The sequence below is a fragment of the Microbacterium natoriense genome (assembly GCF_030816295.1).
Classification (GTDB): Bacteria; Actinomycetota; Actinomycetes; order Actinomycetales; family Microbacteriaceae; genus Microbacterium; species Microbacterium natoriense_A.
On the sequence record NZ_JAUSXV010000001.1, the window covers coordinates 3236117 to 3249102 of the forward strand.

Annotated in this window: 13 protein-coding genes; all 13 read right to left on the reverse strand. The window is 68.2% G+C overall.

Annotated features, from left to right (window positions below; all coding sequences use genetic code 11):
• Positions 1-39: 39 nt before the first annotated feature.
• Positions 40-726, reverse strand: coding sequence for a (d)CMP kinase (gene cmk, locus QFZ53_RS15285; protein ID WP_307297899.1), 687 nt, complete (start codon positions 724-726; stop codon positions 40-42).
• Complete coding sequence (locus QFZ53_RS15290) at positions 719-1858, reverse strand: prephenate dehydrogenase (protein ID WP_307297901.1); 1140 nt, start codon at positions 1856-1858, stop codon at positions 719-721. The genes cmk and QFZ53_RS15290 overlap by 8 nt, the downstream gene beginning before the upstream one ends.
• Positions 1855-2643 (reverse strand): pseudouridine synthase, encoded by a 789-nt coding sequence (locus QFZ53_RS15295; RefSeq protein ID WP_292908035.1) that lies wholly within the window; start codon positions 2641-2643, stop codon positions 1855-1857. The genes QFZ53_RS15290 and QFZ53_RS15295 overlap by 4 nt, the downstream gene beginning before the upstream one ends.
• The gene (scpB, locus tag QFZ53_RS15300; RefSeq protein ID WP_307297902.1) at positions 2640-3245 is read right to left on the reverse strand and encodes an SMC-Scp complex subunit ScpB; all 606 of its coding nucleotides are present in this window, start codon (positions 3243-3245) and stop codon (positions 2640-2642) included. Before scpB ends, QFZ53_RS15295 begins: the two co-directional genes overlap by 4 nt.
• Positions 3235-4071 carry a segregation and condensation protein A gene (locus QFZ53_RS15305; protein ID WP_307297904.1) on the reverse strand — a complete coding sequence of 279 codons (837 nt, stop codon included), beginning with the start codon at positions 4069-4071 and terminating at the stop codon, positions 3235-3237. Before QFZ53_RS15305 ends, scpB begins: the two co-directional genes overlap by 11 nt.
• A complete protein-coding gene (locus tag QFZ53_RS15310; RefSeq protein WP_292908457.1) occupies positions 4055-4933 on the reverse strand; it encodes a ParA family protein in 879 nt (292 codons plus the stop codon). Before QFZ53_RS15310 ends, QFZ53_RS15305 begins: the two co-directional genes overlap by 17 nt.
• 152 nt (positions 4934-5085) lie before the next feature.
• Positions 5086-6360, reverse strand: coding sequence for an ABC transporter permease (locus tag QFZ53_RS15315; protein WP_307297906.1), 1275 nt, complete (start codon positions 6358-6360; stop codon positions 5086-5088).
• The gene (locus QFZ53_RS15320; protein ID WP_307299426.1) at positions 6357-7061 is read right to left on the reverse strand and encodes an ABC transporter ATP-binding protein; all 705 of its coding nucleotides are present in this window, start codon (positions 7059-7061) and stop codon (positions 6357-6359) included. Before QFZ53_RS15320 ends, QFZ53_RS15315 begins: the two co-directional genes overlap by 4 nt.
• 26 nt (positions 7062-7087) lie before the next feature.
• Entirely contained in the window at positions 7088-8707 is a 1620-nt protein-coding gene (locus QFZ53_RS15325; protein WP_307297908.1) for a hypothetical protein, read from the reverse strand.
• Between the two features lie 3 nt (positions 8708-8710).
• A complete protein-coding gene (locus tag QFZ53_RS15330; protein WP_307297910.1) occupies positions 8711-9727 on the reverse strand; it encodes a hypothetical protein in 1017 nt (338 codons plus the stop codon).
• A 102-nt stretch (positions 9728-9829) separates the two neighbouring features.
• Positions 9830-10732 (reverse strand): site-specific tyrosine recombinase XerD, encoded by a 903-nt coding sequence (gene xerD / locus QFZ53_RS15335; protein ID WP_307297911.1) that lies wholly within the window; start codon positions 10730-10732, stop codon positions 9830-9832.
• 2 nt (positions 10733-10734) lie between these two features.
• Entirely contained in the window at positions 10735-11301 is a 567-nt protein-coding gene (locus QFZ53_RS15340) for an NUDIX domain-containing protein (protein ID WP_307297912.1), read from the reverse strand.
• Positions 11294-12982, reverse strand: a complete 1689-nt coding sequence (locus tag QFZ53_RS15345) for a CTP synthase (RefSeq protein ID WP_292908019.1) — start codon at positions 12980-12982, stop codon at positions 11294-11296. The genes QFZ53_RS15340 and QFZ53_RS15345 overlap by 8 nt, the downstream gene beginning before the upstream one ends.
• Positions 12983-12986: the final 4 nt, after the last annotated feature.

Here is a 12986-nt window from a genome sequence, read left to right on the forward strand (position 1 = left end):
TTCTCTGCGAGGTGGTCAGGGCCGCCTTCGTATTCGTCGTCAGCCACGGGGTGCTCCTCGGAGTCGTTCGATCACCGTGAGTACGGCATCGATGGTCTGGGTGAAATCCAATTCGGTCGAATCGACGACTTCGACGCCTTCGGCGGCGTTCAGGAAGTCGACGACGGCGCTGTCGGAGGCGTCGCGCTTGTGCAGGGCGGCGGCCACCGTCTCGGCGCTCTCGCCCGCGAGTTCGCCGGCACGGCGAGCGGCGCGCACCTCGGGGGCGGCGGTCAGCAGGATGCGCACGGGAGCGTCGGGGGCGACCACCGTGGTGATGTCGCGCCCTTCCACGACCACCGCGTCGTACGGGGCTTCCGCCACAAGGGTGCGGAAGAGCGCATTCACCTGCTCGCGCACGGCCGGCACGCGGGCCACGCCGCTGACGGCGCCGGAGACGCGAGGGTCGCGGATCGCCTCGGTGACGTCGGCCTCGCCGACGCGCACCGTGCGGTCGTCGGGATCGAGGCCGAGACGCACGGGGAAGTCGGATGCCGCGGCAAGAACCGCGTCGGCATCCGCCGTGTCGGCGCCGCGGTCGAGCACGTGCCAGGCCAGCGCACGATAGGCCGAGCCGGTGTCGAGGTAGCCGAAGCCGAGCTTGCGGGCCACCGCCTTGGACACGCTGGATTTGCCCGAGCCTGCAGGCCCGTCGATCGCGATGAAGTCTGTAGTGGTGTCAGTCATTCGTGTTCCCCGCGATCCGCCAGCCGCGTTCGGTGAGTCCGGTGATCGCCCCGTGCAGTGCGGCGGGGTCGACGCTGATCTCGGCGAGACCGAACTGCGCACCGGGTGAGTGCTCGAGGCGCAGATCCTCGACGTTCACACCCAGTTCGCCGAGTTCGCCGAACAGACGCCCGAGCTGGCCGGGGGTGTCGTCGACCATCACGACGAGGGACTCGAAGCGGCGGTTCTGGCCGTGCTTGCCCGGCAGACGCTCGACGCCGTCGTTGCCGTGGCGGATGGTCTCGGCGACAGCGCGCCGGGCGCCCGGGGCCTCGGGTGCGCGCAACGCCTCGGAGACGTCACGCAGATCGGCGGCGAGAGCATCGAGGATCTCCACCACGGGAGCCGCGTTGGCGCCGAGTATCTGCACCCACAGTTCGGGTGCGGATGCCGCGATCCGCGTGGTATCGCGCACACCCTGGCCGGCCAGGCGCAAGGCGCCCTCTTCGGCCTCGGCGAGACGCCCCGCGAGCAGACTCGCGACCACCTGCGGAACGTGGGAGGTCAGCGCGACCGAGCGGTCGTGCTCCTCCGGCGTCATCTCCAGCGGCGTCGCACCGACGTCGAGGGCGAGGGCCTCGACGAGGGAGAGGTCGGCCGCTGAGGTCTCCTCATCACGGCACACCACCCACGGACGACCGATGAACAGATCGGCGCGTGCCGAGATCGCTCCCCCGCGTTCGCGGCCGGCGAGCGGATGAGAGCCGATGTAGCGCCGCAGGTCGACTCCGCGTTCGCTCAGCGCTCGGAACGGCTCGAGCTTCACGCTCGCGACGTCCGTGACGACCGCATCCGGGTGATTCTCGAGCTCGTTCTGGATGACATCGGCAGTGACATCGGGCGGAACCGCCACGACGATCAGCACCGGCGCGTCGCCAGCCGCGGGTGCGCGACCGGCGCCGTAGTCGATCGCGAGGCGCTGCTGCGCAGGCGAGGTGTCGGAGAGCACGACGTCGACGCCCTTCGCGCGCAGTGCATGACCGATGCTCGCGCCCAGCAGGCCGGTGCCGACGATGCGCACCGTGCCCGTGATCCGCGCGGCGACGGCGCCGGCAGCGCGGACCGCGCTGGGCGCACTGGTCGTGTCGGTCACTCGTTCTCCTGCTGCTCGCCGTCGCTCGTTCCGGCACGGGTATCACGGCGCGACAGAGTAAGAAGCGCGCCCAACTCGATTTTAGTCAGTTCCCGCGTCTTCCCCGCCGGGAGGGTTCCCAGGTGGAGCGGCCCGAACTGCCGACGCACGAGCTCGGTCACCGGGTGGCCGACCGCCGCCATCATGCGGCGGACGATGCGGTTGCGCCCGGAGTGCAGGGTGAGCTCGACGAGGCTCGACCCGCGCGAGGTGTCGAGCAGCCTCGCCTTGTCTGCCGTGATGGGTCCGTCTTCGAGCTCGATGCCCTTGGTCAGCTTCGAGATCGTCTGCGCCGTGACTGCGCCATCGACCTTCGCGATGTACACCTTCGTGACGCCGAACGAGGGGTGCGCGAGCACGTGCGCCAGATCGCCGTCGTTCGTGAGGAGCAGGAGACCGCTGGTCTCGGCATCCAGTCGGCCGACGTTGTACAGGCGCTCTTCGTAGTCCTCCGTGAACCGGCGGAGATCCGGCCGACCGCTCTCGTCGCGCATGCTGCTGACGACGCCGGTGGGCTTGTTGAGCATGACGTAGCGCTTCGAGACGTCGAGCTGCACGGCCGTGCCGTCGACGTCGACGAGATCGTTCTCGGGATCGATGCGCCTGCCGAGCTCGGAGACGACTTCGCCGTTCACCCGGATGCGCCCCTCGACGATGTAGTCCTCGATGACGCGACGCGACGCGACTCCCGCGGCGGAGAGCACCTTCTGCAGGCGGATGCCCTCGGGGGCTGAACTGTCGGTCATCGGACCACTCCTTCATCGAAACCATCGGCGCCGTCATCGAGAAGCGGCGAGATCGGGGGCAGCTCGTCTATCGAGTTGATCCCCAGGTGCTGCAGCAGCGCGTCGGTCGTGCCGTAGTTGATGGCGCCGGTCTCTGAGTCGGCGAACATCTCGGTGATCAGACCGCGGGCGAGCAGCGTGCGCACGACCGAATCGACGTTCACGGCACGGATAGAGGCTACCTGACTACGGGTCACCGGTTGTTTGTAGGCGATGACGGCGAGCGTCTCGAGCGCCGCCTGCGAGAGCCGGGCGGGCGCCTGACCGCCGATGAAATCGGCGACGAGGTCGTCGTGGTCGTCTCGCACGTACAGCCGCCAGCCTCCGCCGACCTCGCGCAGCTCGAACCCCCGGCGGGGGCCGCGGCCCACTCCGTCGTAGTCGGCGACGAGGGTCTCGAGGGTCTGCCTGACGGCGGCGACCGGAGCGCCCACGGCGGCCGCCAGCGCGACCAGCCCGATCGGCTCGTCGATGATGAGCAGGATGGCCTCGACCTTCTCGGTCAGCGGCGCCTCCACGGGTTCCCTCTGGGTCCCTGAGCTTGTCGAAGGGTCATCGGTCATAGTCGGCCCCCAGGGTCGCGAGTGATTCGTCCGACCAGTGGTCGGCTGACCAGCGCAGCGTCAGCTCGCCGAGCGGTTCGAGTTGTTCGAAGGAGAGCGCCGCGTGCCGATACAGCTCGAGCACCGAGATGAATCGTGCCACCACGATGCCCGGTTCGCTGATCCCTGCGACGAGCTCGCGGAAGCTCAGCGACTCGGCTCCGCGCAGGAGCGTCACGACGATCGCCGCCTGCTCGCGGATGCTGATGAGCGGAGCGTGCAGATGATCGAGACCGACATGCGGGATCTCCTTGGGCGTGAATGCCAGCATCGCAAGGGCGGCGAAGTCGGATGCGGTCAGCGACCAGACCAGCTCCGGCGTCTTCTTGCGATGCTTCTCGTCCAGACGAACCGCCCGCGCGTGACGGCGATCCTCCCGCTGCAGGCATCGCGAGAACCAGGCCGAGACCTCCTTGAACGCGCGATACTGCAGCAGCCGGGCGAAGAGCAGATCGCGCGCTTCGAGCAGGGCGACGGCCTCGGCATCCACCAGCTCGCCCTGGGGAAGGAGGCCGGCGACCTTCATGTCGAGCAGAGTCGCGGCGACCACGAGGAACTCCGACGCCTGATCGAGCTCCCGATCACCGTCGAGTTCTTTCAGATACGAGATGAACTCGTTCGTCACCGCGCTGAGCGACACCTCGGTGATGTCCATCTCATGCTTGGAGATGAGGTTCAGCAGCAGATCGAAGGGGCCGTCGAAGTTCGACAGCGAGACGCGGAAGCCGGAGGGCGCAGTGCCGTCTGCCGCCTCCGGCGGGGTGCCATCGCTACGCGACGGCACCACGGGCGACCAGCTCCCGAGCCAGACGCAGGTACGCCTGCGCGGCCGCGTGCTCGGGCGCGAATTCGGTGATGGGCACACCCGACACCGAGGCATCGGGGAACTTCACGGTGCGACCGATCACCGTCTCAAGGACGTCGTCGCCGAATGCCTCGACCACGCGCTCGAGCACTTCGCGGGAGTGCAGCGTCCGTGGGTCGTACATGGTCGCGAGCAGGCCGTCGAGCTTGATGGAGGGATTCAGCCGGTCGCGCACCTTGTCGATCGTCTCGATGAGCAGCGCCACGCCCCGCAACGCGAAGAACTCGCACTCGAGCGGGATCAGCACGCCGTGCGCAGCGGTCAGCGCGTTGACGGTGAGCAGTCCGAGAGACGGTTGGCAGTCGATCAGGATGACGTCGTACTCCGCCGTCACCTGGCGCAGCACGCGCGACAGGATCGTCTCGCGTGCGACCTCGTTCACGAGGTGCACCTCGGCCGCCGAGAGGTCGATGTTGGCCGGCATCACGTCGAGGCCCTCGACGCCGGTGTGCACGATCGCGTCGTGCGCATCGCGCTTGGTGTCCAGGAGCAGGTCGTACACCGTGGGCACGTCGTGGGTCTGGACGCCGAGGCCTGCCGACAGGGCGCCCTGCGGGTCGAAGTCGACTGCGAGGACCTTGCGCCCGTACTCGGCGAGGGCCGCTGCCAGGTTGATGGTCGATGTCGTCTTTCCGACGCCGCCCTTCTGGTTGCACAGAGCGATGATGCGAGCGGGGCCGTGCGACGTCAGCGGCTCAGGAGTCGCGAAACCCTGGTACGGCCGACCGGTGGGTCCGATGGGTGTGTCGTCGGCCTTCTTCGCCTTCGCCTTGGACGATCCCACGTTCTCAACCACCGATTCTCCTGCTCCTTCGTGCTTGCTCGATTGTAGCGGCAGGCGAACGGCGAACCGGGCGGACGGACCCGGCGATCCTCTGATCCGCGCGAACGGGGTGGCTGGTCGGAGATCCGATGCCACCCCGTTCGTGCGAAGGGTCAGGCGCCGCGCAGCGCCGCGACCGGTTCGATGCGAGCAGCGCGTCGCGCCGGGTACCACCCCGAGCCCCAACCGACGAGGGCGCCCAGAAACGCCCCCGCGACGGCGATCAGCGGATCGGTCACGGGCGTCCATCCCTGCACGACCGCCACCGCGACGACCGCGAGCACTCCGAGCGCCGAGCCGATGAGTCCGCCGATGAAGCCGATCACGATCGACTCGACCATGAACTGGGCGCCGATCTGACGGCGGGTGGCCCCCAGCGCCCGCCGCAGTCCGATCTCGCCCACTCGCTCCATGACCCCGAGAAGAGTCACGTTCGCGATGCCGAGGCCTCCGGCGAGAAGCGCGATCACGCCGAGGATCAGGAACACCACGTTCACGTCGGCCTGCACGCTCTGGCTGAGGTCGGAGGAACCCGACGGCGCCTGCGTCTTGAGAGTGTCGGGCGCATCGGGCTGCAGCGCCAGCACCGACTGCTCGGCGACCTGCGGCCCCGCGCCGACGACGATGCGGATGTCGAGCTCGGACGGGGCCGCAAGACCGAAGTCGGCTCGCGCCGCTCCCACCGGGATGACGACAGAGTCGAGCAGTTCGCTCTTGCGCTCGAATCCGTCGACGACGCCGATCACCGCGTACGCGACGCCGGCGACGAAGATCGAGGGCTGCGAATCCACACGGTTGATGCCCATCTCCTCCGCGAGTCGCGAGCCGACCACCGCGACCCGATCGGCCCTGCCGTCGTGCCCCGCGTCGAAGAACCGACCGGTGACGAGCTCCCCGCCGGCCGTGTCGAGCAGTTCGGGCGATGACGCGTACAGCCTCGGCGATGCGGTCGCGGGCGCCGAAGGGTCGTTCACGGGCACTGCTGTGATGGTCTCGTTCTCGGCGAGCTCGACCTCGCCCAGCAGGGTCGCACTCTCCACGCCGGCCAGCAGCGACACGCGCTCCGGGGCGTCCCAGGGCAGTCGTCCCGCCGCGACGGTCTTGTTCGCCGAGCCGGAGTTCGCCTCCTCCGGAGTGACCACGACCTGCGTCGAGGCCGCACCGTTGAACTGACTCGCGATCTGCGCCGCAGCGGTCTGCGCGAAGCCGATCGTCGCGACCAGCGAGGCGATGCCGAGCACGGTGCCCAGGATCGTCATCACGAGACGGGCTGGCCGCGAGCCGATGTCGGCGGTCGCCTCGGCCACGAGATCTTGGAAGGTGAACCGGTCGGCGTGCTTCAAGCCCGGTTTGGTGCGCGGCTTCCGGCGCCAGGAGGGGCGCTTCACAGCTCGCTCAATCGGCCGTCGGCGATGCGGATGCTCCGACGCGCCCGCCGCGCGACGTTGTCGTCGTGGGTGATCACGATGAGCGTGAGGCCGTCGTCGTTCAGCTCCTCGAACAATGACATCACCTCTCCCGAGGTCCGCTGGTCGAGGTTGCCGGTCGGCTCATCGGCGAGCAGCAGCTTGGGTCCGCTCACCACGGCTCTCGCGACCGCGACGCGCTGACGCTCGCCACCGGAGAGAGAACTCGGGAAGAAGTCGACGCGGTGCGACAGCCCGACGCGGGCGAGGGCTTCGCGTGCGCGCGACTCGCGTTCGCGCCGAGGCACACCGCTGTACAGCATCGGCATCAGCACGTTGTCGAGGACGGTGCGGCGCGGCATCAGATGGAACGACTGGAAGACGAATCCGATGAACTTCGCCCGCACGGCCGCCCGCTCGTCGTCGGAGAGATCTCCCGTCAAGGAACCCGCCAGGCGGTACTCCCCCACGCTCGGACGATCGAGCAGGCCCAGGATGTTGAGCATCGTCGACTTTCCCGAGCCGCTGGGTCCGACGATCGAGATGTAGTCGCCCGCGCGCACCTGCAGCGTCGCCGCCTTCAGCGCCTGCACCTCGGGTGGGCCGGGGAATGACCTCGTGACGTCACGGAGCTCGACGACGAAGGCGTCGTCGGCAGCATCCGGCTCGGCATCCGTCCCCATGGCGACCTCCACGGCCTGCGTGGCGGTCACCGTCCCACCACCACGAGGTCGCCCTCTTCGATATCTCCGTCGACCGCGGTCACCTCCACGGCGCCCTTGGCCGCGAGTCCCGTCTTCACGACGACCGTGCGGGTCTTGGCATCCTTCCCTTCACGCGGATCGGATTCGACGATCTCGACGCGGGACTCCCCTCCAGGCCCTGCGGTGAGCGCGGCGAGCGGCACGGACAGGACATCGCCCTCCGTGGCCCCGACCGCGATCTGCACGCGGACGTTGTTGCCCTGCAGCTGCGTGATCTGCTCCGGCGTGAGCGGGTCGGGCTCGAAGAGCACGTCCCATCGTGCCTTGTTGTCCTTGCCCGGCTTGAGCTCGGAGATCACGGCGCGCTGCTGCGTGCCGTCGGGCAGTTCGAACGTGGCCTCGGCCCCGACCTTCAGCAGCCGTGCGTCCGCCTCGGCTGCGGCGCCCGTGAGCCGCACCGCGGCGCCGGAGACCGTCATCACAGACCCCTGAATGGTCGAGCCGCGTTTCACGTTCACGGCGTCGACACGGCGGGGCAGCTCGGTGAGGAACAGCACCTCGCCCGCGGGCAGGTACGGCAGCACGGACTGACGGGCGCTCTCGAGCGCCTTGTTCGCCGCATCGACCTGCGAACGAGCGGAGTCGAGCGCCGCCTTCTCCGGCCCGGTGTTCTTGGCCGACCAGAGCTGGTCGCGCTCGAGCTTCGCGGTCTGCACATCCCACTCGGCCTGCTGGATGCTGGGGCACGGTGACCCATCAGAAGGGCTCGTGCACGCCTTCGCTTCAGCAAGCGCCTGCTCGGCCTGCGCGACCTTGACGTCGGCCTGCCAGCTCTCCAGCTTCGTCGGGCCGGCGCCGGCCGCGGTGAGCGCCTGCTGCGCCTGCGTGACGCTGCTCTGCGCGTCGCGCACGCCCTGCTCCGCACTGCGCACTGTCTCATCGGCGCCCTCTTCCGGCGCAGGCGCCGGGTACCCCGCCTGGGCGTACAGCTGTCCGACCGCGTTCGCGGTCGCCTGATCGAACAGGTTCGAGGCGACGTCGCCGGCGTCGATTCCGACGCTGACGAGCGCCTGCTTGAGCTGCACGACGTCCGGCCCCGACACCCCGAAGCGGAGAGTGCGGTACGCAGGCAGTTCGCCCGGGAGCACGATGACCGGTCGGCCGACCACTTCGAGAGCGATCGACAGCGGGTTCAGGGTCGCTCCCACCTCGGGGACGGAGCCCGTGACGACGCTTCCGCCGCCGGTCGTGTCGATCGTCACGTCGACGGCATCGGCGTAGCCGACATCGGCTCGGAGAGTCACATCGTTGCTGAGCGAGCCGAACTCCACCGGCACCGTCACGAGCCCGGGGTCGGGAGCTTCCGATGCCTCGGCGGGTGCGATCAGGAACCGCCCCACGAGGAGTCCGGCGACCAGGCTGACCACCGCGCACAGCGCGACGATCCACAGCGTGCGATTGCCGCGGAGAATACGGCGCCAGCCGCTGACACGCGACATGTCGACGTCTGTGTCGGCGACGACCGAATCGGCCGAAACCGTGTCATCCGGAGCCGTGCCATCGCCGGCGATGATCTCCGAGAAGTCGTCGGGCAGTTCGGTGGTGGGAGTCTCGTCGTCCTTCATGCGTCAGTTGCTCTGCTCGGCAGCGGCCTTGAACGCCTCGAGGTCGGCCTTGTTGTCCTTGATGAACTTCTCCTCCAGCGCGAACTGGATCTTCAGCGACTCGTCCATGTAGTTCGTCTTCTCCCGGCATCCGAGATCGACGAGCGCGAGAGCGATCTCCTTCTCGCCGAGCTCCTTCATCTCGGGGCTCTTGTTGGGATCCTCGACGGTCTCAGGGTCGACCTCGGTCGTGCCGTCACCGTACGCGCTCTCGTAGAGCTTGTTCTGGGCGTCGGAGATCGACTGCTGCGCGTCCATCTGCGCCGTGAAGCCGGGCTCTCCGCCGTCGGCCATGCAATCGGCCCACTTCGTGTTGAGCTTCTTGTACTCCGGCGCATCCTGCGTCGTGCTCCAGAGCTCGCTCATCTTCTCGCGGAGCTCGGCGAACTCGTCCGACTGCCAGGGGTCATCGCCCTGGAGCTCGTGCTGCGCCCAGCCCTGGCATCCGGAGTCCTCCCAGTTGTACTCGTAGCTGCCGTCCTCGCTCACCTCGTCCTCTTCGGGCGGCACCCCGTACGCCGTCTCGTAGAACGCGGTGCGCTCCGACTCCGACAGCGAATCGAGGTACTCCTGGTTCGGGTCGACGTACTCCTCCCCCGGGGTACTCGCCCCCTCGGCGTTGTACGGGTTGTTCACGATGCCGTACCCGTACTTCTCGACCCATTCCTTCTTGTCAGGCTCCCACTTGATCTCGTCGTCGTCGCTGGCGACGACCATCCCGCCGTTCTGCACGTTCGGCTTGTACTCGAAGCCCTCCTTGGCCATGCATTCGGCCATGAGGTCCTCCTGCTTGCGCTGCTGCTCTTCGAACTGCTTCTGCTGTTCCTCAGGCGACAGGTCGCCGCCGTACGCGGAGCTCAGGTACTTGCTGAGGGGTGAATCCTCGTAGGTCAGTTCACCGCCTGTGCCCGCAGAGCATCCGGCAAGGGTGAGCGCCAGCGCAGATGCGGCGAGAACCGCAAGAGGACCGGTGGAACGCATGTCGTTACTCCTTCGTCGGCCCAGTCGAGAGGACCGGGGTGCATACCGAGAAAGCATAAATGACTTTTGCGAACCCGCGCGTCCCCCGAATGGGGGACATTTTCATACAGCGCGAGGATGAGACGTCGCGTAGATGTCCCGCAGGGTGTCCACGGACACGTGCGTGTAGATCTGCGTGGTCGCGACTGAGGCATGACCGAGAAGTTCCTGCACCACGCGCACGTCGGCACCGCCCTGCAGTAGATGGGTCGCGAACGAGTGTCGCAGGGTGTGGGGCGAGATCTCGGCGGTGATCTGCGCTTTCTCCGCGGCGGCTCGGATCACCAGCCAGGCGCTCTGTCTCGACAGAGGAGCGCCGCGGGCACCGAGGAACAGTCGCGCCGATGCCCGTCCTTTCGCAGCGAGCCCGGGGCGCACTCGCGTCAGGTAGGCGTCGACCGCAGCTCTGGCATACGAGCCGATCGGCACGATGCGCTCCTTCGACCCCTTGCCTCGCAGCCGCAGAACATCGCCGTGCGCGAGGTCGTCGACGTCGAGGCCGATCGCCTCCGAGACGCGGGCACCGCTGGCATACAGCAGCTCGAGCAGCGCTCTGTCGCGGATGCCGATCGGGTCCTCAGCCGACGGGGCGGTGAGCAGGCGCTCGACCTGATCGATTGTCAGGGCCTTCGGCAGCCGCCGGGGCGCCTTGGGCGGTCGGAGCCGGCCGGTGGGATCGTCCTGCTCGATGCCCTCGCGGGTCAGGAAGCGGTGCCAGCCGCGCACCGACGACTGCAGCCGGGCGAGGCTGGTCGCCGCCGGCGGAGGGCTCGCCGAGGAACGCTCCGCGATGAACCGACCGATGACGGCAGGAGTGATCTCCGACGTGTCCTCGACACCGGTCATCGCCAGCCACTCGACGTAGCCGCCGAGATCGTGCCGATACGCCGAGATCGTGTGCGCACTGAGACCACGCTCGATCGTGACATGACGCAGGTAGGCGTCGAGCGCACGCTCGAGCTGCACCGCTACTCCTTCGCGCGGCGCCGTGCGGCTGCGAGCACACCGATCGCGAGGATGCCGTTGCGCATCCGCCCTGCGAGCACAGCGTCGACGGCATCCGCCAGCGGCACCCATTCGAGACGGATGTCGGCCTCCTCGTCCTCGCGGTCGTGCACGGCTGCGGCCTGCTCGACGCCCGTCGCCAGGAAGATCTGGATCAGTTCGTCGTTGCCGCCAGGAGTGGTCCATGACGAGATCAGCTGCTCCCAGTGCGCGGCCACCAGGTCGGCCTCCTCGGCGAGCTCGCGCTGCGCGGCGAGAAGGGGCTCCTCCCCCGCGACGTCGAGCAGACCGGCAGGAAGCTCCCAGTCGCGATGACGGATCGGATGCCGGTACTGCTGGATCAGCAGGACACGGTCCTGATCGTCGATCGCGACGATCGCGACGGCGCCCGTGTGCTTGACGTACTGCCGCACCATCTCACCGTCGCCGTAGGAGACGCGGTCGGAGACCACATCCCACACGCGCCCTTGGAACACGAGATCGCTCTGCAGCACCTCGGGCGCGAACGGCTCGTCGCGCAGCTCAGTCATCTTCGCTGAACAGCTCGCTGGCGCGGTGCCGCTCGATGGCCGCGCCCACGAGGCCGCGGAACAGCGGGTGCGGGTCGGTCGGGCGCGAGCGAAGCTCGGGATGCGCCTGAGTGGCGATGTAGTACGGGTGCACGTCGCGCGGAAGCTCGACGTACTCGACGAGATCGAGCTCGGGGTTCAGACCCGAGAAGACCAGCCCCGCGTCCGAGAGACGCGCACGGTAGGCGTTGTTGACCTCGTAACGGTGGCGGTGGCGCTCGGACGCTTCGGGAGTTCCGTACAGTTCACGCGCGAGGGATCCCTCGGCGAGAGCGGCCTGGTAGAGACCGAGGCGCATGGTGCCCCCGAGGTCTCCGCCGTCGAGGATCTCGACCTGCTCGGCCATGGTCGCGATGACCGGCTCGGACGTCTCAGGGTCGAACTCGCTCGACGAGGCGCCCGCGATGCCGGCGACGTCGCGCGCGTATTCGATGACCATGCACTGCAGGCCGAGGCACAGGCCCAGCGTCGGGATGCCCTGCTCGCGCGCGAACTTCAGCGCGCCGAGCTTGCCCTCGATGCCGCGGATGCCGAACCCGCCGGGGATGCAGATGCCGTCGAGCTGAGCCAGCTGCTCCTTGGCGCCTTCTGGCGTCTCGCACAGGTCGGAGGGGATCCAGCGGATGTTGACCTTGGTCTCCTGCGCGAAGCCGCCGGCCTTGATGGCCTCGGTCACCGACAGGTACGCGTCGGGCAGATCGATGTACTTGCCGACGAGACCGATCGTGACCTCGTGCTTCGGGTTGTGCACCGCGTGCAGCACCCGGTTCCAGCGGGTCCAGTCGACGTCGACGGCCTTCTCGGCGAGGCCGAGGCGACGTACGATGTACGAGTCGAGTCCCTGGTCGTTCAGCGTGGACGGGATGTCGTAGATGCTCGGCAGGTCGACCGTGTTGATCACGCCTTCGACATCCACGTCGCACATCAGCGCGATCTTGTTGCGGTTGCTCTCGCTCACCGGGCGATCGCTGCGCAGCACCAGGGCGTCGGGCTGGATGCCGAGCTGGCGGAGTGCCGCGACCGAGTGCTGGGTCGGCTTGGTCTTCTGCTCGCCGGAGGCGCCCATGAAGGGCACGAGCGAGACGTGCACGAAGAACACGCTGTCGCGGCCGAGCTCGTGACGAAGCTGACGGGCCGCCTCGAGGAACGGCTGCGACTCGATGTCGCCGACCGTTCCGCCGACCTCGGTGATGATGACGTCGGGCTTGGGCGTCTCGTCGGCCTGCAGGCGCATGCGGCGCTTGATCTCGTCGGTGATGTGCGGGATGACCTGCACCGTGTCGCCGAGGTACTCGCCGCGCCGCTCGCGGGCGATCACCTGCGAGTAGATCTGGCCGGTGGTCACGTTGGCGGCCTGCGACAGGTTGATGTCGAGGAAGCGCTCGTAGTGCCCGATGTCGAGGTCGGTCTCGGCGCCGTCGTCGGTGACGAACACCTCGCCATGCTGGAACGGGTTCATCGTGCCCGGATCGACGTTCAGATACGGGTCGAGCTTCTGCATCACGACGCGGAGTCCGCGGGCGGTGAGGAGGTTGCCGAGGCTTGCGGCGGTGAGCCCCTTGCCCAAAGACGAAACGACACCACCTGTCACGAAGATGTGCCTGGTCGTGTCGTTCTTGGGCCCCGCAGAAGAAGAGTTCATCACG

What these genes read in the sequence shown, in the direction of transcription:
- QFZ53_RS15330 (WP_307297910.1), bottom strand. Translation starts at nt 9,727, where the DNA reads ATGCGTTCCACCGGTCCTCTTGCGGTTCTCGCCGCATCTGCGCTGGCG.
- QFZ53_RS15295 (WP_292908035.1), bottom strand. Translation starts at nt 2,643, where the DNA reads ATGACCGACAGTTCAGCCCCCGAGGGCATCCGCCTGCAGAAGGTGCTC.
- cmk (WP_307297899.1), bottom strand. Translation starts at nt 726, where the DNA reads ATGACTGACACCACTACAGACTTCATCGCGATCGACGGGCCTGCAGGC.
- QFZ53_RS15345 (WP_292908019.1), bottom strand. Translation starts at nt 12,982, where the DNA reads ATGAACTCTTCTTCTGCGGGGCCCAAGAACGACACGACCAGGCACATC.
- QFZ53_RS15340 (WP_307297912.1), bottom strand. Translation starts at nt 11,301, where the DNA reads ATGACTGAGCTGCGCGACGAGCCGTTCGCGCCCGAGGTGCTGCAGAGC.
- QFZ53_RS15325 (WP_307297908.1), bottom strand. Translation starts at nt 8,707, where the DNA reads ATGAAGGACGACGAGACTCCCACCACCGAACTGCCCGACGACTTCTCG.
- scpB (WP_307297902.1), bottom strand. Translation starts at nt 3,245, where the DNA reads ATGACCGATGACCCTTCGACAAGCTCAGGGACCCAGAGGGAACCCGTG.
- QFZ53_RS15320 (WP_307299426.1), bottom strand. Translation starts at nt 7,061, where the DNA reads ATGGGGACGGATGCCGAGCCGGATGCTGCCGACGACGCCTTCGTCGTC.